This window comes from Paenibacillus sp. Y859 (assembly GCF_056786405.1).
The window spans coordinates 66,139-88,940 of sequence record NZ_JBXCIZ010000012.1; the positions used below are offsets into that span (position 1 = coordinate 66,139).

Annotated in this window: 18 protein-coding genes; 15 read left to right on the plus strand and 3 right to left on the minus strand. The window is 41.9% G+C overall.

The window, feature by feature from the left end:
* Positions 1-42: 42 nt before the first annotated feature.
* From AC1TO8_RS19320 to AC1TO8_RS19370, 11 genes are all read left to right on the plus strand, one after another.
* The gene (locus tag AC1TO8_RS19320) at positions 43-1,767 is read left to right on the plus strand and encodes an ABC transporter substrate-binding protein (protein ID WP_482057256.1); all 1,725 of its coding nucleotides are present in this window, start codon (positions 43-45) and stop codon (positions 1,765-1,767) included.
* A 252-nt stretch (positions 1,768-2,019) separates the two neighbouring features.
* Complete coding sequence (locus tag AC1TO8_RS19325) at positions 2,020-4,401, plus strand: glycoside hydrolase family 95 protein (protein WP_482057257.1); 2,382 nt, start codon at positions 2,020-2,022, stop codon at positions 4,399-4,401.
* Positions 4,402-4,405: 4 nt separating this feature from the next.
* Positions 4,406-5,764, plus strand: coding sequence for a GH1 family beta-glucosidase (locus AC1TO8_RS19330; RefSeq protein ID WP_482057258.1), 1,359 nt, complete (start codon positions 4,406-4,408; stop codon positions 5,762-5,764).
* Positions 5,764-6,441 carry a deoxyribose-phosphate aldolase gene (gene deoC, locus AC1TO8_RS19335; protein WP_482057259.1) on the plus strand — a complete coding sequence of 226 codons (678 nt, stop codon included), beginning with the start codon at positions 5,764-5,766 and terminating at the stop codon, positions 6,439-6,441. Before AC1TO8_RS19330 ends, deoC begins: the two co-directional genes overlap by 1 nt.
* Positions 6,442-6,654: 213 nt before the next feature.
* Entirely contained in the window at positions 6,655-7,479 is an 825-nt protein-coding gene (gene kduI / locus AC1TO8_RS19340) for a 5-dehydro-4-deoxy-D-glucuronate isomerase (protein ID WP_482057260.1), read from the plus strand.
* 25 nt (positions 7,480-7,504) lie between these two features.
* Entirely contained in the window at positions 7,505-8,263 is a 759-nt protein-coding gene (locus tag AC1TO8_RS19345; RefSeq protein ID WP_482057261.1) for a DeoR/GlpR family DNA-binding transcription regulator, read from the plus strand.
* A gap of 12 nt (positions 8,264-8,275) precedes the next feature.
* Entirely contained in the window at positions 8,276-9,028 is a 753-nt protein-coding gene (kduD, locus tag AC1TO8_RS19350; protein WP_482057262.1) for a 2-dehydro-3-deoxy-D-gluconate 5-dehydrogenase KduD, read from the plus strand.
* 476 nt (positions 9,029-9,504) lie between these two features.
* On the plus strand, positions 9,505-10,797 hold the full coding sequence (locus AC1TO8_RS19355) for a homocysteine synthase (protein ID WP_482057263.1): 1,293 nt from the start codon (positions 9,505-9,507) through the stop codon (positions 10,795-10,797).
* A 249-nt stretch (positions 10,798-11,046) separates the two neighbouring features.
* Positions 11,047-11,211: a hypothetical protein gene (locus tag AC1TO8_RS19360; RefSeq protein WP_482057264.1), complete on the plus strand. Its 165-nt coding sequence runs from the start codon at positions 11,047-11,049 to the stop codon at positions 11,209-11,211.
* Between the two features lie 49 nt (positions 11,212-11,260).
* The gene (locus AC1TO8_RS19365) at positions 11,261-11,392 is read left to right on the plus strand and encodes a hypothetical protein (protein ID WP_482057265.1); all 132 of its coding nucleotides are present in this window, start codon (positions 11,261-11,263) and stop codon (positions 11,390-11,392) included.
* A gap of 338 nt (positions 11,393-11,730) precedes the next feature.
* Positions 11,731-13,692 (plus strand): heavy metal translocating P-type ATPase, encoded by a 1,962-nt coding sequence (locus tag AC1TO8_RS19370; RefSeq protein WP_482057266.1) that lies wholly within the window; start codon positions 11,731-11,733, stop codon positions 13,690-13,692.
* A 179-nt stretch (positions 13,693-13,871) separates the two neighbouring features.
* Here AC1TO8_RS19370 and AC1TO8_RS19375 read toward each other — a convergent pair whose 3' ends face one another.
* Both AC1TO8_RS19375 and AC1TO8_RS19380 read right to left on the minus strand, forming a co-directional pair.
* A complete protein-coding gene (locus AC1TO8_RS19375; protein WP_482057267.1) occupies positions 13,872-14,069 on the minus strand; it encodes a hypothetical protein in 198 nt (65 codons plus the stop codon).
* Positions 14,070-14,229: 160 nt separating this feature from the next.
* Positions 14,230-15,390, minus strand: a complete 1,161-nt coding sequence (locus AC1TO8_RS19380) for an ROK family protein (RefSeq protein WP_482057268.1) — start codon at positions 15,388-15,390, stop codon at positions 14,230-14,232.
* A gap of 131 nt (positions 15,391-15,521) precedes the next feature.
* Between AC1TO8_RS19380 and xylA the strand changes: the two genes are divergently transcribed.
* The 3 genes from xylA (at position 15,522) to AC1TO8_RS19395 (ending at position 19,781) form a co-directional block, all read left to right on the plus strand.
* Positions 15,522-16,835: a xylose isomerase gene (gene xylA / locus AC1TO8_RS19385; RefSeq protein WP_482057269.1), complete on the plus strand. Its 1,314-nt coding sequence runs from the start codon at positions 15,522-15,524 to the stop codon at positions 16,833-16,835.
* Between the two features lie 93 nt (positions 16,836-16,928).
* Positions 16,929-18,425, plus strand: a complete 1,497-nt coding sequence (gene xylB / locus AC1TO8_RS19390) for a xylulokinase (RefSeq protein ID WP_482057270.1) — start codon at positions 16,929-16,931, stop codon at positions 18,423-18,425.
* A gap of 219 nt (positions 18,426-18,644) precedes the next feature.
* Positions 18,645-19,781, plus strand: coding sequence for a transglutaminase domain-containing protein (locus AC1TO8_RS19395; RefSeq protein ID WP_482057271.1), 1,137 nt, complete (start codon positions 18,645-18,647; stop codon positions 19,779-19,781).
* Positions 19,782-19,846: 65 nt separating this feature from the next.
* On the opposite strand, the gene AC1TO8_RS19400 is transcribed toward AC1TO8_RS19395, so the two are convergent.
* Positions 19,847-20,983, minus strand: a complete 1,137-nt coding sequence (locus tag AC1TO8_RS19400; RefSeq protein WP_482057308.1) for a virulence factor — start codon at positions 20,981-20,983, stop codon at positions 19,847-19,849.
* 143 nt (positions 20,984-21,126) lie between these two features.
* On the opposite strand from AC1TO8_RS19400, the gene AC1TO8_RS19405 reads away from it, so the two are divergent.
* Positions 21,127-22,752, plus strand: a complete 1,626-nt coding sequence (locus AC1TO8_RS19405) for an ABC-F family ATP-binding cassette domain-containing protein (RefSeq protein ID WP_482057272.1) — start codon at positions 21,127-21,129, stop codon at positions 22,750-22,752.
* The last annotated feature ends 50 nt before the right edge of the window (positions 22,753-22,802 follow it).

Consider the following 22,802-nt stretch of genomic DNA (forward strand, 5'->3'; position numbering starts at 1 on the left):
TTTAAAGATTTATGATTATTAGATACGGGAGGGTTATATTAAATGAAAAGAAAAACGCCAAAAACATTTGCAATGCTACTGATCGCAAGTGCACTACTGATTTCTGCTTGTGGAAACTCCAACAGTAATAACTCCGGGAAAACAGCAGAATCAACGGGGAATTCAACAAGTGCTAATGTGGTCAAGGAAGAGACAAATGATATTACTCCAATAACGTTTACATTCTTTGGAGCTGATGGTAGTCCGAACTGGAATAATATGAAGGACGATGTTGGACAAGTAATCACTGAAAAGACAGGCGTTACTATTAATGCAGAGTATGACATGAATAATGGCGGTGACGATAAGATCGCTTTAATGGCGGCGAGTGGGGATTATCCTGATATCATCTTCCCTAAAGGTAACTTAACCAAATTGGTTGATGCAGAAGCCATGATTGATATGACAGACTTAATTGAGGAACATGCTCCTAACTTGAAGAAGTTATATAGTGAGAATTTAAATCGTCTTAAATATAGTACAGCTGATCCAGCCATTTATACGATCCCTACGAATGGATCTGTCGATCAACAAAGTTTCGATGCAACAGGCGGATTTGAAATTCAACATAGAGTGTTGAAAGAACTAGGTTATCCTGAAATTCGAACAACAGCAGATTTTGAGAAAGCTTTAAAAGATTATGTAGCGCTACACCCTGAAACAGATGGTGCTAAAACGATCCCATTGTTACTAAATGCTGATGACTGGAAAATAATGATTACGGTTACAAATCCGGCATTTACTGCAACAGGCTTAGCGGATGATGGAGAGTTTTATATTAATCCTGAAACATATGAAGCCCAATTACACTACAAACGTCCGGAAGAGAAAGAGTACTTCCGCTGGTTGAACCATATGTATAATGAGGGACTTCTAGATAAAGATACATTTGTACAAAAGGATGACCAATACCAAGCTAAAATTGCTAGCGGTAGAGTACTTGGATTAATTAGCCATGAGTGGGAATATGGAAATGCTGAGAATGCCCTTAAAGCTGCAGGAAAAGATGAATATACTTACGGACATTTCCCTGTAACAATGTCTGAAGATATTCTTGATCATTCATTCCAATCTACAGGGTTTGATGGTTACGGATTGGGTATCTCAACCTCTTGTAAAGATCCAGTTCGGGCTATTAAATTCTTAGACTGGATGGCATCTGAGGAAGGTCAGGTACTTAGAAACTGGGGGATTGAAGGGAAGCATTATACTGTAGAAGATGGTGTTCGCGTCATTCCTGCAGATGTTCAAGATAGAAAGATGAATGATAATATAGCTTTTACTAAAGAGAGTGGTATTGGACTCTACTTTGTCTTCAGTGGACACTATGGAGATGGAGTGAAGGATTCAACTGGCAACTATTATACAACGAACTTCCCTGAACAGATTATTGCTAGTTACTCTGATGTTGAGAAGGAATCGTTAGCAGCTTATAACGCTACAACTTGGAAGGACTTATTCCCAGGTGAAGATGAATTCCCAGTAAAAGTATGGGGTGCAGCGTATAATATGCCAGCTCCTAGCGACACAGTCTATACTGTAGCCTATCAAAAGACGCAAGATATTATTCGTAAACGTATTCCAGAAGCGATTCTTGCTAAACCTGAGAAGTTCGACGAAGTTTTCGACGGTATGCTTGCAGATCTTGATAAAGTTGGAGCCGTTCAGATGGAACAAAAATACACTGAGTATGTGCAAGATAGAGTCAAATTATGGACGGGTCAATAAGACCTCTTGTAGCGAGAAATGAATAAACAAGCCGAAACGGCTACGCTGTCCTTATAAAGGACGGTATCCGTCTCTGCCGAAATATAAGGTATAGAGTATGAAGTGAAACTTATACTTTATTATATTTTAAGACAAACAGGCAGTCTAGAGAATGATGTATCTTTAGCTGCCTGTTTCTATTTGTGGTTGCTGAAGGTGCTTAATGATATAATTAATGTTTGTATGCAACCAGAATAGTTAGGAGTGAATTCTATGACAACAGGTAGGAAGCAGCAGTGGGTAATGTCTTATCTAGAGCCTGCTACGAAATGGGAAGAAGCGCTTCCGTTAGGTAATGGACGGATGGGCGCAATGGTATTCGGAGGCATAGAACGGGAAGAGTTTCAACTAAATGAAGATACGCTCTGGTCCGGTTTCCCGCGAGACAATGAGCAATATAATAGTTTGCGTTATTTAAAAGCGGCAAGAGAGTTAGTAAATGAAGGCAAGTATAAGGAAGCAGAAGAGCTCATTAATACACAGATGTTAGGTAGAGATACGGAAGCGTATCAACCGATGGGGCATCTCATTATTGAGCAGGAAGGTCTGTTAGATGTTCAGGATTACAGACGCGAGTTGGATCTCAGCACAGGGATTGCACGTACATCCTACCAGAGTGGAGAGACGACATTTACAAGAGAGACATTCATTAGTGCGGTGGATCAGGTTATGGTCGTAACCATGAAGGCAGAAGGGGTTGCGAGAATAAATGCAACCGCACATCTCGAAAGCCCACATCAACCGCAAGTGACTGTGAATGAAGCTCAGGCTATGGTCCTTACAGGTCGTTGTCCAAGTCATATTGAATCTAATTATTTCAGAGATCATCCTCAGTCTGTTTTGTATGAGGAAGGCTTAGGTATAAGTTTCGAGTTACACATGGTCGCTGTTACTGAAGGTGGGACGATCAGTTTTGAGAATAACGTATTGAATGTTCGTGATGCAGAGGCTGTGACGTTCTATCTAACAGCTGCTAGCGACTTTGAGAAATTCGATGTGATGCCAGGTTCTACGGGTAAAGATGTAGGCGGTATCTGCTCAAATACGCTAGGTGATGCCGTTCATGTAGGCGATAAAGTAATACGCGATCGCCATATAAAGGATCATATGGAGTTGTTCGGGCGTGTGGACATATACTTGGGGACCAATGAGAATAGTACACTTCCAACAGATCTTCGATTGAAGTCATATCAGGAAGGGACACAGGATTCTGGACTTGAAGCGTTATATTTTCAATATGGACGTTATTTATTAATGGCTAGTTCGCGGCCAGGTACACAGCCAGCGAACTTACAAGGAATATGGAATGACCGGATAGAGCCACCATGGGGTAGTCAGTATACAACGAATATTAATATAGAAATGAATTACTGGTTAGCTGAAATTGGAAATCTTAGTGAGTGTCATGAGCCGCTGTTCGATCTGATCGAAGATATATCCATTTCGGGCCGTCGTACGGCCAAGGTGAATTATCAAGCTCGTGGTTGGACGGCACATCATAATGTGGATATATGGAGACAAACTTCTCCAACAGGCGGTGATGCCAGTTGGGCATTCTGGCCGATGGGAGGAGTATGGTTGACTGCTCATTTGTGGGAGCATTATTTATTTACAGGTGACGGTGAATTTCTAAAGAATAGGGCATATCCGATAATGAAGGGAGCCGCGTTATTCTGTCTGGATTGGTTGGTTGAAGGACATGAAGGCTATTTAGTAACGAATCCATCCACATCACCTGAGAATAAATTTCTGACAGCAGAAGGTGAGGCCAGCAGCGTTGCTATGGCGAGCACGATGGATATGACGTTAATTCGTGAATTATTCTCACACTGTCTCGAAGCGATATCTATACTGGAAGTGGATGAAGAATTAGGTCAAGAGATTTCAACAGCGTATGAACGATTATATCCTTTCAAGATCGGTCAACATGGACAGCTTCAAGAATGGGTTCATGATTTCGAAGAGAGTGAACCTGGTCATAGACATGTATCGCATTTATACGGTATTTATCCAGGGCGGGAAATCAATCGTTATGAGACTCCAGACCTGCTTCAGGCAGGATTTACTTCTCTAGAGCGCCGTATAAGTAATGGTGGTGGACATACGGGTTGGAGCTGCGCTTGGTTGATTAATCTCTATGCGAGGTTGTTGGACGCTGACTCAGCCTATAACTTTGTTCATACATTGCTCGCCCGTTCTACACATCCGAATCTATTCGATGATCATCCACCATTCCAGATTGATGGTAACTTCGGCGGAGCTGCAGGGATGATTGAGATGTTGCTCCAGAGTCATCTGGATGAGATTCACCTACTACCAGCGCTTCCGAAGGAATGGAGTGAAGTTGGTTATATTAGGGGAGTTAAAGCTCGGGGTGGATTCTTGATTGATATGGAATGGAAAGACGCTAAATTGGTAAACGTATGTATAACTTCTGATCGAGGTGGGACATGTACTCTACGTAGTAATACCTCATTGGTACTAGACGATGGAACTGATATTGGTGAATGGAATTCAAATACACAACAATTTACAATGCAGACTGTGATGTCGGCGGGAGATAAGATCATATTAAAAGCTAATATGGGGGACTAAAGTAATGACTATTTTTCAATTTCCACAAGATTTCAAATGGGGTACAGCAACGGCTTCTTACCAAATCGAGGGTGCCTCTCAGGAAGATGGCAGAGGACCATCCATATGGGATACCTTCTCACATACACCTGGTAACGTATTTAACGGAGACAATGGCGATACAGCTTGCGATAGTTACCACCGGTACGAAGAAGATGTGAAATTACTTAAGGATCTTGGAATTAATACGTATCGATTCTCTGTATCATGGTCTCGTATTATGCCAAATGGCGATGGGGAAGTTAATGTTAAGGGATTGGAATATTATCACAAAATTGTCGATCTATTGATCGAAAACGATATCGAACCTTTCTGTACACTCTATCATTGGGATCTTCCCCAAACGTTGCAAGACGATGGTGGATGGGAAAGTGCTAGAACAGTTGAGGGCTTTGTGAAGTATTCAGAAGTCATGTTCCGTGAATTCTCGGGGAAGATCAAATTCTGGCTTACTTTTAATGAACCATATTGTGTTGCGTTCTTATCGAACTTATACGGTGTGCATGCACCAGGAAATAAAGATTTGCAGACGGCGATTAATGTTGCCCATGGACTGCTTGTTGCTCATGGAAAGAGTGTGAAGAAATTCCGTGAACTTGGGGTTGAAGGACAGATAGGAATTGCACCGAACGTATCATGGGCTGTTCCATACAGCTCGTCTCAAGAAGATCAAGAAACATGTGATCGTATCATTGCATTGAATAGTGACTGGTTCCTAGAACCGATCTATAAAGCTAGTTATCCGCAATTCTTGGTAGATTGGTTCGAGAAGCAAGGAGTTACTGTACCTATTCAAGCTGGAGATATGGAGATCATCTCACAACCGATTGATCTGATGGGTATTAACTATTATGCGATGAGTGTAAACCGTTACAATTCTGAAGGTGGCGTATTACATTCGGAAGAAATAGATATGGGGCTCGTAACGACTGATATTGGTTGGCCAGTTGAATCTAGAGGTCTATATGAAGTTCTTCATTACTTGCAGAAATACGGAAATAATGATATCTATATTACTGAGAATGGCGCATGTATCAACGATGATATCGTAAATGGTAAAGTGTTGGACTACCGCCGTATTTCTTATTTGCAACAGCATATTGTGCAAGTACATCGTGCGATTCAAGATGGAATTAATCTGAAAGGCTACATGGCTTGGTCCCTCATGGATAATTTCGAATGGGCAGAGGGATATCGTATGCGATTTGGACTCGTTCATGTAGACTATCGTAGCCTGGTACGTACACCGAAAGAGAGTTATTATTGGTATCAGAATGTGGTGAAGAATAATTGGTTAGAAACGAGACCTAAGGAGAATCAGTAATGACGGAAAAGTCCATATCCAGATTGATAGATCATACGCTTCTGAAGGCTGATGCGAAGAGGGAAGATATTCAGAAGTTGGCAGAAGAAGCGAAGACGTATCTGTTTGCATCGGTATGTGTGAATCCTGCATGGGTTGCAGTAGCTTATGAAGTGTTGAGGGACACTCCAGAAGTGAAGGTGTGTACGGTGATTGGCTTTCCACTTGGAGCATCAACCCCTGAAGTTAAGGCATTTGAAGCGTCCAATGCGATCGCAAACGGAGCAGGTGAATTAGATATGGTGATCAATATCGGTGCATTAAAAGGGCGTGATGATGCTCTGGTAATACGTGATATTGCAGCTGTTGTCCAAGCGGCTCGTGGAAAGGCGCTCACGAAGGTGATCATCGAGACATGCCTACTTACAGAAGAAGAGAAGGTACGCGCTTGTAAGTTAGCCGTTGAAGCGGGTGCTGATTATGTGAAGACATCAACAGGATTTTCTACCGGTGGAGCAACGAAAGAAGACATTGCATTGATGCGTGCAACAGTTGGAGCAGATATAGGGGTTAAAGCTTCAGGTGGGGTACGGAGTGCGGAAGATGCGAAGATCATGATTGATGCTGGTGCATCTCGAATTGGTACGAGCGGTGGAGTGGCTATAGCGGCTGGGGAGCAATCTCAAGAAAGCTATTAAGCACAGCACCCTTGTTTCAAGAATAGTTTTGTAAAAGAGAGACGGATGGTCAAGCCAAGGACGATAGGCTGGACTATCCGTCTTTAAATATGCCGATATTAAGGTGATTTGAAAATAGGGGTACACAATTGGTAACAAATGAACTATAATGAACCCATATGAACGTTTAATATTTTAAAAAAATGATAAATTGAAAGTGAGGACTTTACAATTATGGAAAATCGCTATGTATCTCATCCCAACGATGTGAAGGTATTTAATACAGATCGCTTACGTGAGGAATTTTTGATTGATCATTTATTTACAGCAGATGAACTGGTAACTGTATACACACATGTGGATCGTTTTATTGTAGGTTCAGCAGTACCAGCTACGAAGGATATTAAGTTAGAAGTGAATCTTAAGGATATCGGAACAGATTATTTCCTAGAGCGTCGTGAGATTGGTATCATTAACGTGGGGACTAAAGGTACTGTAACGCTTGACGGTAAGGACTACGAAGTTGATTCGAAAGAATGTATATACGTTGGACTTGGTGTAAAGGAAGTTGTATTTAAGAAGGATGGCGGAGCTCGCTTCTATTTCAACTCAGCTCCTGCGCATAAGGCATATCCAACGAAGAAATCAACGCAGGCAGAAGCTACTCCGGCTCATATGGGAAGCATTAGTACATCTAACGAGCGGACGATCTACAAATACATCCATCCAGACGGTATTCAAAGTTGCCAGCTTGTAATGGGAATGACAGAATTAGATCCAGGGAATATGTGGAATACGATGCCAAGCCATACACATAACCGTCGTTCTGAAATATACTTGTATTTCAATCTGCCTGAAGATGGGGTAGTATTCCATATGATGGGTGAACCAGATGAAACGCGGCATTTGGTCGTTAGAAATGAGCAAGCTATTATCTCACCAAGCTGGTCTATTCACAGCGGTGTAGGAACATGTAACTATACATTTATTTGGGGAATGGCTGGAGAGAACCAAACCTTCAATGATATGGATGCGGTAGCTATGCAAGATCTGCGTTAATTGATATAGAAAGCGATGAAACTTTATGAGTCCCTTGAAACGACATGAAAAAATTATGGAGGTCCTAATTTCGGGCCAAGAAGTTACGGTTGTAGCATTGAGTGACATGTTACAGGTGACGGGCAAAACGGTGCGTGACGATCTCGCCAAGCTGGAGAGTATGGGTCTACTGACAAGAGTCCATGGTGGAGCGATATTAGCTCAGAATGATCAGTATGGGATTTTAACCAATAAAGGTGTAACGGATAAAAATAGTTCACAGAAGGCCCAAATTGCTAAGCGGGCACTTCAATACATCGTACCTGGCGATATTATTGCTCTTGATGGTGGGAGTACGACGTTAGAAATTGCTAAGCGTCTGGACAATCAACCATTGACGGTGATTACGAATGATCTATTCATTATTAATGAATTGACTCGGAAAGATCAGATTCTGCTTGTTGTCCCTGGTGGATCGCGTGTGCGTAACGTATTAGTGAGTGAGGATGCTCCGCGTATGATTTCAGAACTGAATATTCACAAAGCGTTTGTTTCGGCAACAGCAGTAGATCCTGAGTTTGGTTTGTCGATTTATACGGGGGATTTGGTTCCTTTTAAAAAAGCGCTAATTGAAACGGCTCAGCAGGTGTATTGCGTTGTTGATCATATTAAATTTGGCCAATTTGCACTTCGAACCTTTGCGACATGTTCGGATTTGGACGCGATTATTACAGATGATGGAATTTCGGAACAGATGGCTGAGAGATTTAAGGAATCCGGTATAACATTAGACTATAAATCATAGGAGGAACAGACCATGGGTTTATTCGATTTAACTGGTAAAGTAGCTGTCGTTACAGGAGGCGGAAGTGGTCTTGGTCAAGGAATAGCGATCGGGCTGGCAGAGGCTGGTGCAGATATCATCTCGATTTCTTTTTCAGAATGTGATGAGACGATAAAAATTGTTGAAAGTCTGGGACGTAAAGCTCATCAAATTCAAGTTGATCTTAGTGATGAAACAGTGCTAGAAAGTGTGTTTAATGAAGCGTTGGGAATCTTCGGAAAAGTAGATATATTGGTTAATAATGCAGGGATTATTCGACGCGTACCAGCAGTAGATCACCCAGCAAAAGATTGGCATGATGTCATGAGCCTGAACTTGAACAGCGTATTCTTCCTGTGTCAATTAGCGGGTCGTCATATGATTGAACGCGGTAGTGGAAAAATTATCAATATAGCTTCTATGCTGACGTACCAAGGTGGAATTAACGTTCCAGGATACACAGCGAGTAAGCACGCAGTTGCAGGAATTACGAAGGCATTCGCGAATGAGTGGGCATCTAAGGGCATTCAGATCAATGCGATTGCACCGGGTTATATGGCAACAGACAATACTTCTGCTATTCGTGCTGATGAGGATCGCTCGAGAGATATTCTAGCTCGTATTCCTGCATCACGTTGGGGAACACCAGCTGATCTGAAAGGTCCAGCTGTATTCCTAGCATCCGAAGCATCAGACTATTTGAACGGTCACGTCGTTTGTGTAGACGGTGGATGGATGGCACGTTAAACGACAGATTAATCAACTTAGAACTATAGGGGATATAATCATTTGTTGTAGCCCTATTTTTTAAAAAAACAGCAGGTCAAGGTGGCTTGAAGTGCTCCCATCATTGTAGTAGTAGAAGTTTTTGTTTTTTCTACTGTCCACTTGACAGGGAGCCTTCAGCTTATTCTTGACCTGCTGTTTTTTGCCTTTTATCCATTGTGGCTTGTATCAACAGATACACTTCGATAGTGTCATTGATGGACCACATTGTCGATTAACCCTTGTGCTTTTCTCAAAAACTAATTATGCATAAATGGAGCACACCTAGCGATTGTCATGATTTTTGAGACAGCCCCGTTCTACGTTATTATTCGGATATGTTAAGTATGAGTAAGCCTTTTCAAATGTCATGATTTATGAGAAGATATTGAAAGGTCTATATTTGAACTATCTCTATTGAGGTCATCATTTTTATAATTGATAAGGGAGGTTTCACCATGTCCGAAGAAAAGAAATTTTCGTTTGAGACCTTGGCCGTTCATGCAGGTCAGGAGATTGATCCTACAACATTATCACGAGCAGTTCCTTTGTATCAGACTACATCTTATGGATTTCAGGATAGTGAACATGCGGCTAATTTGTTCGCACTTAAGGAGTTCGGAAATATCTATACTCGGATCATGAACCCTACTACGGATGTGTTTGAGCAACGGATTGCTGCACTCGAAGGTGGTGCAGGTGCATTAGCAACTGCATCGGGACAAGCTGCTATCACATTCTCAATTCTTAATATTGCAGGTGCAGGAGATGAGATTGTATCTTCAGCCAGTCTATATGGAGGAACTTACAACTTGTTTGCTAACACACTAGCGAAGTTGGGAATTAAGGTGCATTTTGTAGATTCAAACGATCCTGAGAATTTCCGCGCAGCGATTACAGACAAGACAAAGGCTTTATTTGCGGAGACGATTGGTAATCCTCAAGGAAGCATCCTTGATATAGAGGCGGTTGCGAAGATTGCTCATGAACATGGTCTTCCTCTCATTGTAGATAATACATTTCCGAGCCCTTACTTACTTCGTCCAATCGAACATGGTGCTGACATTGTTGTTCATTCAGCTACGAAGTTTATTGGAGGTCACGGTACTTCCATTGGTGGTGTTATTGTTGATGCTGGTAAGTTCGATTGGAAAGCTAGCGGTAGATTCCCTGGGCTTACTGAACCGGATCCAAGCTACAATGGCGTAGTCTATACTGAAGCTGTAGGACCTATAGCGTATATTATCAAAGCTCGTGTTCAGTTGTTGAGAGATATGGGTTCTTCCATATCACCATTTAACTCTTGGATGCTCTTACAAGGTCTGGAGACATTACATCTACGCATGGAACGTCATAGTGAGAATACGCTTAAAGTGGCTCAATATTTAGAGAATCATGCCGATGTAGAATGGGTTAGTTACGCAGGTCTACCAAGCCATCCATCATATGAACTTGCTAAGAAATATTTGCCTAAGGGACAAGGTGCCATCCTGACATTTGGTATTAAGGGCGGTACGGAAGCGGGTCGTAAATTGATTGAAAGTGTGAAGCTATTCTCACACTTGGCGAATGTCGGTGACTCGAAGTCATTGATCATTCATCCCGCTAGCACAACGCATGCACAGCTGTCAGAAGAAGAACAACTTGCAGCAGGTGTCAAACCGGAAATGATTCGGCTATCCGTTGGAACAGAATTTATTGGTGATATTGTGAATGATCTAGAACAGGCCATTCAAAATAGCCAAAAATAATAAATATATTATAGGGAGCATCTCACAAGCCATGTGGCTAGGGATGCTCTTTTTTTGGAGGACTGTCCGTTCTATCCTTTATGGAACGGGGGAATATACCCATTTATCAGAGAGTAGTGATGTTGGAGTGACGAACAATTCTTCGTGATGAAGGTAGTGAAGGGGAGACAAGAATAGATACATAAAGTGCATTTAATTAGCAGGAAAAGTAGGGGAAAGGAGAATTAGTTGTCAAAACTACAGTTAAAAATGGCGAAAACGCTGAAAAGTAGAGTTTCCAGTAAATTAGATGTACTCCATGCACCTAAAGTTAGCTTCAGAGGGATTGGGTTGAATTTAGATGTACTCCATGCACCTAAAGTTAGCTTCAGAGGGATTGTGTTGAATTTAGATGTACTCGATGCATTTAATTAGCGGGAAAAGTAGGGGAAGGGAGAAATAGTTGTCAAAACTACAGTTAAAAATGGCGAAAATGCTGAAAAGTAGAGTTTCCAGTAAATTAGATGTACTCCATGCACCTAAAGTTAGCTTCAGAGGGATTGGGTTGAATTTAGATGTACTTAATGTACTTAATGTACCTAATAGTGAATGGTGAAGGCGATTATTGGGGTTGTTCTTAGCTCAACACTAAAATCAGCGCAGGTGATGGAATTGTCATGGAGAAGCGTGGGCGTGGGCGTTCGCCTTCAAGCGTTAGTTTTAGTTTTGAGCGCTTTTTTTTTGTGTGCCCAAATGTGAGCTTTGTTGTTTACTTGTTCTTAACGAAGGGATATAATACACTTATAAAGTTGCGTTAGGTAAAAATAATTGCATACGCACAAGAAATGATTCTCATTCTCATTTACCATGCTGCTCCGGATAATCCGGAGCAGCATGTGTCATTTTTAGGGAAGTAATAATGCAATTCATTATCAATAGGGAAGGTGAGTCATAATGGAAAATACTCAAAGAGCTTCATCAAGAATGGACTTAGCTCAAACTAAGAACAAAGGAAATAATCCAAATCCTCATAGGAAAGGGAGATTCGATCTCCAGAGCATGCTTAGCAATAAAGAGATGCTTGCAGCGCTAGGGAGTGGGGTGCTTACACTTATAGCTTGGTCAGTGGGGCAATCCTATGAATACCTATCCATACTCATATATGTCATAGCTTATGCGCTAGGTGGGTGGATCACAGCTAAGGAAGGAATCAAGACGTTAATAGAAGAACGCGATCTTGATGTGAATCTTCTGATGATTGCTGCAGCTATGGGTGCTGCAGCAATCGGATATTGGAATGAAGGGGCATTGTTGATCTTTATATTCGCCTTCAGTGGGGCGTTAGAGAATTATACGATGGAGCGAAGCAAGAAAGATATCTCATCATTATTAGCATTGAAGCCGGAGACTGCGGTGCGTATTGAGATTGGAGAAATGACGAAGGTGGCCATTGATCAGCTTCAGATTGGGGACCTCTTTCTCGTTAAGCCAGGTGAATTGATTCCGGCAGATGGTTGTGTTGAACGTGGCTATTCGGCCGTTAATCAAGCCTCTATAACAGGAGAGCCGATTCCGGTGGATAAAACAGCAGGGGATGACGTATTCGCTGGTACGATTAACGGGGAAGGTGTACTTTATGTTGAGGTGACACAATCAGCTGAATCTACGGTATTTGCCAAAATAATTAAATTAGTTGAAGAAGCGGAAAGTGAAGTGCCGCATTCTCAACGTTTCATTAAGCGCTTTGAATCGATCTATGCGCGCGTAGTGGTCGTGGTAACCTTGGCTGTGATTGTTATTTCACCATTAGTATTAGGATGGACTTGGGGGAATTCCTTCTATAAAGCTATGGTATTTCTAGTCGTTGCATCTCCATGTGCGCTGGTCTCGTCTATTATGCCAGCGATGCTGTCAGCCATTTCGAATCGTGCGCGCAAAGGGATTCTATTTAAAGGTGGGGCCCATGTGGAGAACTTGGCGTTGACGTCCGTAGTTGCATTTGATAAGACGGGCACACTTACGCTTGGTACACCGCAGGTGACAGATTTTATTGTTGATGAAGCGTATGACCGTCATGAGCTCCTCACAATATGTGCTTCTGTAGAGCAGTTATCAGAGCATCCACTAGCAAAGGCTATTTTACTCAAAGCGAAAGAAGAAATTAAGGACTTAACATTAAAAGAAGTTGAAGCCGTTCAATCCATCACAGGATGGGGGATGTCAGCTGAAGTGGAAGGAAGTCAGTGGAAGATAGGAAAGAGTAACATGCTAGATACGGTTACCATTGAACCTATGTGGCTGGAACACAGAAGTAACCTGATGAATCAAGGGAAGACTGTCTCAGTTATTATGCATGGTACTCGTGTCGTTGGTTTGGTTGCTTTTCAGGATACGATTCGTCCTAAGGCAGTACTTGCTGTAAAGTCATTGCACGCTCTAGGTGTTCAGGTTGCGATGCTTACAGGTGATCATGAGGATACAGCACAAGTGATTGGCAAACAAATCGGTGTGGACTTTGTTTATGCAGACCTCCAACCTGAGGCAAAGGTAACTCATATTAAACAATTAAGAGAGAAATTTGGGCATGTGGTTATGGTGGGTGATGGGGTAAATGACGCGCCGGCGCTAGCTACGGCAACAGTGGGAATAGGTATGGGAATGAACGGAAGCGGAACAGCTTTAGAAGTCGCGGATGTTGTTCTAATGAACGATAATATCGAGGAGATTGCTAGTACCATCAAGTTAGCACGACGTGCGCAAAGGATAATTAAACAGAATATGGTATTCGCAATTAGTGTTATCCTGTTATTAATTATAAGCAACTTCCTCGGGGAGATCGCTCTTCCGTTCGGTGTAATAGGGCATGAAGGTAGCACTATATTAGTTATTCTGAATGGATTACGACTGCTGAAATGATCTGTAACAATCATTGGTGAGCATCAGATTGTGGGTATGAATACAACTCAGTTCAATAATGCATTGAACCCAGAAGCTTAATCGGTAAGAGGAAGTTCAAAAAGTCATCCTTTGATCACGTACTATAACTTAAAGAAGGCTTCACCTTCTATCTAGAGGAGGGTGAAGTCTTTTTGGTGTTAGAAGAATATCCACATGATGATTTGGAATACGACATACGTCGTTATACCTGAAAGGATAAGCATGAAACCGGTTTTACGTTTACCTTCGAAAAAACGCAAAATAGCTAGGCTGAATAATGGTGCAATCACGAGTAGAAATAGTAATACAGTAATGAACATTTGTGCCGAGATGTTGGAAGTATCAACGTAGGTCAAGGAGGCTCCCCCTCATTTCTATAATAATATGACAAACATCACAATCGTTATTTCTATTATAGCGAAACCTACGTCCAACGGGGGTATAAAAAAAGGCGAAAATGCGACGAATTTAAAAGTTGTAGTACGAGTTCAAAAAGTTAATTTTTTGAATTTCCTCTTACAATGACACTCGAACGTGACCAAGGAATAAGGACACTGCAGCATATGATGCTCCAAGCATGGCTGAACGACTACCCAGTGCGGAGAATTGAATCTGTAATTGATTTCGATGGTAAGGTAAAGTACGTTCTGCAACAACATTCTGTAATGATGTTTCTAGCCAATCCTTAGCATCGGCAAGAGGACCACCAATAATGATAAGTTCCGGATTGAAGCTATTGACTATATTGGTAATTCCAATTCCGAGATAGTGTCCAATCTCAGTGTATAAATTAACAATGTCCGCTTCTTGTCGAAGAGCATATGGAATAAGCTCACGAGTTGAACGGGCAGGTAAATGCCTCGATTGATCATCATAAGCGATCTCAGAAGCATATAATTCCCAACAACCTCGGTTCCCGCAAGAGCATTTACGGCCATCAGATTCAATAGTCATGTGACCGGTCTCTCCAGCATAGCCTCGAGCACCTTTGTAAAGTTCTCCATCGATGATAATGCCTGAGCCAATCCCCATACCCGCACTGATGTAGATGAGATGACGAACATCGATGCCAGCTCCATAATGAAGTTCACCTTCGGCACCTGCATTAGCTTCATTATCTATCGTGACTGGGATACTGAATGTTTCTTCAAGGATCGCTTTTAACGGGATCTTCTCCCAACTTAGATTGGGTGCAAATAGTATAGTTCCGCATTCATCGACCATACCTGGTACACCAACGCCAATGCCAACAATACCATGTGGAGACGAGGGAGCTTGCAACATAAGTGAGCGAATAGCCTTATTCATTTCTTCTAGGACAAAAGGAAAATCTCGATGAAGTAATCGTATGCTATACTCAGCGATGATTTGATCTTCTAGATCAGTTAATATGCCCGTTAAATGAGTGACGCTAAGCTCTATACCAATGGCATGTCCGGCAGTTCGATGAAAGACAAGCATAGTTGGCTTACGTCCACCACTAGATTTGCCGGGCCCAATTTCCTCAAGGAGATAGTTATCAAGCATTTCAAGTACAAGATTGGAAACAGTGGCTTTGTTGAGACCTGTCATTTCAGATACCCGAATGCGCGACAGTGGTCCATATCGGCGGATTGTATCGAGTACGATAGACATATTTATTTTTTTAACCAGCGTTTGATCACCAGTGATTTTCATGTGAAAAGTACACATCCTTTGCAGAAAACAATTGAAAAACAAGACTTAGTTTATCCGATAGACAAAGTATAACAGATATGATAGGATAGCGGTATTACAATATTAGTTCAAATATGAGGAGGACATTATTCATGGCCTATTTTGATCAAGTTGGAAAAATTGCTTACGAAGGAAACGATTCTACTAATCCTTTTGCATTTAAAAATTATAACCCAGAAGAAGTGATTGCTGGTAAAACGATGGAAGAGCATTTCCGTTTCGGTATGGCATATTGGCATACATTGACTGCGGGAGGTTCCGATCCGTTCGGTGCTAACACTGCTGTTCGTTCGTGGGATAAATATACGGGTATGGATCTTGCTAAAGCTCGCGTTGAAGCGGGATTTGAATTTATGGATAAAATGAGCCTACCATTCTTCTGTTTCCATGATATTGATATCGCTCCAGAAGGAAACAACCTTCGTGAATTCCAAAGTAACATTGATGTTATCGTTGGATTGATTGAAGATCAAATGAAAGCAACCGGCAAGAAATTGCTCTGGAATACAGCAAATATGTTCACGAATCCTCGTTTCATGCATGGTGCAGCATCAACGAACAACGCTGATGTTTACGCACATGCGGCAGCACAAATTAAGAAGGGTCTTGAAGTTGGTAAACGTCTAGGCGCTGAGAACTATGTGTTCTGGGGCGGCCGTGAAGGTTACGAAACTCTTCTTAACACGGATATGCAATTGGAACAAGACAACTTAGCTCGTATGTTCCACATGGCTGTAAATTATGCTAAGGAAATTGGATTTGATGCTCAATTCCTAATCGAGCCTAAACCGAAAGAGCCTACGAAACACCAATATGACTATGATGCAGCTACTTCTATTGCATTCTTGCAAAAGTATGGCTTGGATAAGCACTTCAAACTAAACCTTGAAGCTAACCATGCGACACTAGCTGGGCATACATTTGATCATGAAATTCGTGTAGCTCGTATTAACGGTATGTTGGGTTCATTGGATGCTAACCAAGGAGATATGCTTCTTGGATGGGATACAGATGAATTCCCTACAGATATCTACGATGCAACACTTACAATGTATGAAGTTCTTAAGAATGGCGGAATTGGTCGTGGTGGCGTAAACTTTGATGCTAAAGTACGTCGTGCTTCCTTCGAGCCAGAAGACTTGTTCCTATCTCATATTGCAGGTATGGATACTTATGCTAAGGGATTGAGAGTTGCCGCTAAGTTGATCGAAGATCGCGTATTCGAGAACGTTATTGAGACTCGTTATAGCAGCTTTAGCGAAGGTGTCGGTGCAGATGTTGTGTCTGGTAAAGCTACTTTATCATCACTTGCTGAGTATGCTCTTAACAATGAGAATCCTCGTAAGAACGTTTCAGGACGTCAAGAACACCTGAAAGCAACATTGAACCAATATATCTACGCATAAAAAATAGTTCTAAGGGCCGCCGCTCCTTTCCCATGGGAAGGCGGCGGTCTTCTTTTATTGTTCATCCACTAATTTTCATATAGGAGGGGTATTATGAGTTATGTTATTGGGGTTGATCTGGGTACAAGTGCTGTGAAGACAGTACTTGTAGATCGCGAAGGTCGTGTGGTCTACGAAGTTTCGGAAGCGTATCCGTTACTTCAACCAAAGCCTGGTTATAGTGAGCAAGATCCTGAAGAATGGGTAGACAAGACTCTGATTTCTCTTCATAGAATGATGAAGGAATCGGGTGTGAAGCCGTCGGAAGTGGAAGGACTAAGCTTCTCAGGTCAGATGCATGGGTTAGTATTAGTTGATGATGCTGGACAAGTGCTTCGTAATGCTATTCTATGGAATGATACACGTACAACTCCACAGTGTCGTAAGATTGAGAAGGTATTAGGTGCTGATCTTCTGCAAATTGCACGCAATCGGGCATTAGAAGGATTCACCTTACCTAAAATTTTGTGGGTGCAAGAGCATGAACCAGAAGTTCTTAAGAAAGCAGCATTATTCCTACTACCTAAAGACTATGTAAGATTCCGTTTAACAGGTGACTATGCTATGGATTACTCTGATGCCGCAGGAACTTTATTACTTGATGTAGCTGGTAAGAAGTGGAGCGAGGAGATTGCAACTGCATTCGACCTGCCTGTATCCATTTGTCCTCGGTTAGTTGAATCCTTCGATCTGGTGGGCACATTACTTCCTGAGATTGCTGAGAAGTCTGGATTACTCCCAGAAACCAAAGTGTTTGCAGGTGGAGCGGATAATGCTTGTGGTGCCATTGGAGCAGGTATTCTAAGTGAAGGTCAAACGATGTGTAGCATCGGTACATCCGGAGTTATCCTTTCTTATGAAGAACGTAAGAATTTGGATTTCGAAGGGAAAGTTCACTTCTTTAACCACGGAGAGAAAGATGCATTCTACATTATGGGTGTTACTTTGGCTGCTGGTTATAGTCTGCAGTGGTTCAAAGAAACATTCGCAGCAGATCTTACTTTCGATCAAATGCTTGAGGGAATTGACAGTATTCCAGCAGGTAGTGGTGGTTTGCTCTTCACGCCATATATCGTTGGTGAACGTACACCGCATCCAGATGCGAACATTCGTGGTAGCTTTATCGGAATGGACGCAGGACATAAACGTGCGCATTTCGCACGCTCTGTGATGGAGGGAATTACGTTCTCATTGAAGGAATCTATTGATATTCTACGTGCGTCTGGGAAGACGATATCTGAAGTGATCTCGATCGGTGGGGGAACGAAGAATGAGAATTGGCTACAAATGCAGGCGGACATCTTCAATGCGACGATTCTGAAGTTAGAGAGTGAGCAAGGACCTGCTATGGGAGCAGCTATGTTAGCTGCTTACGGAAGCGGTTGGTTCCCATCTCTTCAAGAATGTGCATCTCATTTCTTGCGGACTGCTAAGTCATATGTACCGAATCCAGAAACGGTGGCTGTATATGAGAAATTATTCAGTCTTTACCAAGAAGTTTACGGACAAACTCGTGATTTGAATGATAAATTAGCTGCATTTCGTCAGTAATTACAACACCTATATTGATAGAAGCGCCGTTGTTCTCTTGTATACAGGAGAACAACGGCGCTTTTTGCTATGGTGCAAGGAACGAGAATTAGCATAGTTAAAGTGGAATGTTCAACTATATAAAGCATATATATCATTGGATGGTACTCATGACGTTCTAGTTAGCATATTATGTTACAATATGTGTGTGTGAAATAAGTACAGAAGGGCAGGGTATTCATGAGAATAGTCGGCAAACGGCTTGTTAAAGCACTGATCATAGGCACCCTGATGGCTGTAGCTGTTCCGTCAACTGTTGACTTTGAACTAGCATATGCGGCTTCTAAATCGACGGTCGTGAGATCGGTAAGTGATATTCAACAAGTTCTACTAACAGCAATGAATGGACATCAAGTGGATGTGAAGTTTACATATAAAGGTAAGACGAGTTCCCTAAAGACACAATTGAAACAGGCGTTGGATCAGGCGATGGAGAGCGATCCTTATATTAATTATACGATTGCAAGTTATGGTTACTCATACCGGGGTAACTCTAATGCAGCAGATGTAAGTGTGAAATTGAGTTATCGTGAGACAGCTCAGGAAACGGCATATGTAGAGAGTACAGTGAAGAATGTGCTGAAGGAGATTATTATTCCTGGTATGAATGATCATGAGAAAGTGAAAGTAATCCATGACTGGATTGTTACCCATTTGAAATACGATACGACATTGCAGAAATATACCGCCTATGATGGTCTAAGTACCGGGAGTACAGTTTGTCAGGGATACTCGCTATTGACCTATAAAATGTTGAAGGAAGCGGGAATCCAGAATAGAATTGTTGAGGGTACTGCAACACCTGAAGGAAGTAAAAAAAGCCAGTTGCATGCGTGGAATTTGGTGTTAGTATCGGGTAATTGGTATCATATGGATACGACTTGGGATGATCCTGTACCTGACCAGAAGAATATTGTAGGTACAGGATATTATTTACGTAATGATAAGCAAATGCGTAAGGACCACAGTTGGACCAAACCTTATCCAGCGGCAGAAATATTATACAGGGAAACGTTGTCGGCAGTCGTTAAACAGGGTGGAAGTAAGTTGTCCTTTTATAAAAAACTAGAAAAGGATCTTCAATATCAGTTATATGAGAAAAGTGAGATTGTAACCTCAACGGAGCAATTGATAGCTAAGGCAAAGGAAATGATACAACAAGGTAACCATTCACTATTATTTCGCTTTCAAGGTAGTGAGGCTGCATTGATTGATGAGCTTCAATACTTATATTCGTTAGATATTAAGGGGATCTCCTATCTACATAGTCCCTTTGAAGATACGGGTGATCTAAGGGTGTATATTACTTGGAGATAAGTACGAGGGTGAAGGACGGATGCAAACTAACTAGCAGGTCAAGGTTATCCTTGGCCTGCTAGTTTTTATGAACGAGTTCGTTTGGCCATCTGTTGCCATATTGTCCCAGCTGCTTCTTCACCAGACTCGATCCGTTCAAGAGCCATTCTCGCTTGTAGACTGACTTCGAATTCTGGATCATCCACTGCTGCCTCTAGAGCTGTACGCGCTGATTCAGTTCCTACTTCATATAGGAAACGAGCTGCACGCCAACGAACAATTTTGCTACTATCCTTCAGTGATTCCGTCATTGCTGGAGTGGCATTAGCATCTCCGATGTCGGATAATGTGTCACCGGCAGCACGACGAATAGCTGCGGATTTATCCTTAAGGGCAACGTATAATAGCTCCATTGCTTCGGGAGAGGCAAGATCACCAAGGTAGATGATCGCAAGGCGACGAATAGCAACTTTAGCATCTTGAAGTACAGTTCTAATGAAATGAATTCGTTCATCTGAAGGTGTCATCCCGTCAAGTGCTGCATAACGAATACGCCAATCACTGTTCTGAAGAGCTTCTTCAAGCTCTTGATTACTTAGTTCTATACGTTTTTCCATGAATTCTTCGTCACTAGCTCCATGTGCAATAGCCTGCTGAATGACTTTTTCAAGACGTTCGGGAGGATAAGCTGCCTCAAGTTCTTGCTCTACTTCACGTGCAATATCCTCTAATTCACCATAACGAACACCATAATCAGAAAGCTTACGTTCCTTAATCATCGTTGCTATAGCAACAGCCGTTACCGCCTGAGTGAATCTCTCGGAAAGCGCAATCCGTTCTTCACGACCGGCAGCCTTTACACGAATCTGCATAGGAATACCACGGAAATATTGTACAAGAACTTCAGCATCACCGTAGTGTTGTCCCGATTCGGTATCAACTTCTGACCATGTCGTAGTTGGACCATCCTGTCCAAGTCGTTCTTGTAGCTCGCCTAAGATAGTTGACCAATCAGCGTTACCTTTACGTTCAAGTGCAGCGAAATCAGTGGTGTGGAATACGCTTTTGACACCTGGGATATGGAGCATTTCCCGTATCCATGCTGGGGCAGAGCGTTCATTATCCAGCGTATATGTTTTTCGTAACCCCGTCTCTATAGTTTCATCCAAATGGAGCTTCATCGTATTGGGACTTGGAGTTGGTTCTATAAAGGTTATTTTCAAAATAAGCACATCCTTTCTATATCTATTATAGTCTACCTCATTTTCTCCTTAATAAAAAATAGAGGGTCTGGATTAGGCTTAGATTAGGCAACACATTTGTGCTATAATGTAAATAGCTAAATTTGAAGGGAATGGATTATTTCATGATCAGTACAAGCGGCGTGACTCTTCGTTATGGAAAGCGCGCACTTTTTGAAGATGTAAACATAAAATTCACACCAGGTAATTGTTATGGTCTTATTGGAGCGAACGGTGCTGGTAAGTCCACATTTTTGAAGATTTTATCAGGAGAGATTGAAGCGAACTCTGGTGATGTTCATATGACACCAGGAGAACGTATGGCAGTACTCAAGCAGAACCATTATGAATATGATGAATTCCCTGTCCTCGAGGTTGTTATTATGGGGCATATTCGTCTGTACGAAATAATGAAAGAGAAGGATGCTTTATATGCTAAATCTGACTTCTCGGAAGAGGATGGCCTTCGTGCTGGTGAGTTAGAAGGCGAATTCGCAGAGCTGAACGGTTGGGATGCAGAACCAGATGCGGGAGCACTCTTAATCGGTCTTGGTATTCCACGTGAACTTCACGATAAGAAGATGATTGAACTCAGTGGTAACGAGAAGGTTCGCGTATTGTTGGCGCAAGCATTGTTTGGTCGTCCAAATAACTTGCTACTCGATGAGCCTACCAACCATTTGGATCTTGAATCGATCGGCTGGCTAGAGAACTTCTTGATGGATTATGAAGGTACTGTTATCGTAGTATCCCATGACCGTCACTTCTTGAATAAAGTATGTACGCATATAGCGGATATTGATTTCGGTAAAATTCAGATGTACGTAGGTAACTATGACTTCTGGTACGAATCAAGCCAGCTTGCATTACGTTTGTCACGGGACTCGAACAAGAAGAAAGAAGAAAAGGTGAAAGAACTACAAGCGTTTATTCAACGCTTCTCAGCGAATGCCTCGAAGTCTAAACAGGCAACTTCACGTAAGAAACAGCTTGAGAAAATTACATTAGATGATATTCGTCCATCTAGCCGTAAATACCCGTTCTTACATTTCAAACCAGAACGTGAGGCAGGTAAGCAACTTCTTACAGTTGAAGGCCTAAGCAAATCAGTTAATGAAGAATTAGTGCTTGATAATGTGAATTTTGTAGTCAACAAGGGAGATAAGATTGCACTGGTTGGTCCGAACAGTTTTCCTAAATCAATGCTGTTTGACATTCTGATGAATGAACAACCTGCGGATTCTGGTGAATACACATGGGGAATTACGACAACGCAAGCCTATTTCCCTATAGACAACTCACGTTATTTCGATGGCATTGATATGAATTTGGTAGATTGGCTACGTCAGTATTCTGCTGATCAAGATGAAACGTTTCTACGTGGATTTTTGGGACGTATGTTGTTTGCCGGGGAAGAGGCTTTGAAGAAAGCAAGCGTCCTCTCGGGTGGAGAGAAAGTGCGTTGTATGTTAGCTAAGATGATGTTAAATGGTGCTAACGTTCTTATATTCGATGAACCAACGAACCACTTGGACTTGGAATCCATTACAGCACTCAACAATGGACTTACTGATTTTGATGGAACGATCCTGTTCACATCCCATGACCATCAGTTCATACAAACGATTGCGAATCGGATCATAGAGATTACACCAACTGGAATTATCGATCGCTCAATGAGCTATGATGAATATTTGGAAAGTGAAGAAATAAAAGCACTACGTAGTCAGATGTATCCAGTAGAAGAATAGTCAAGAGGAACTTTGATTATCTATGTGGGCACTGAAAGCTTGTGATTTTA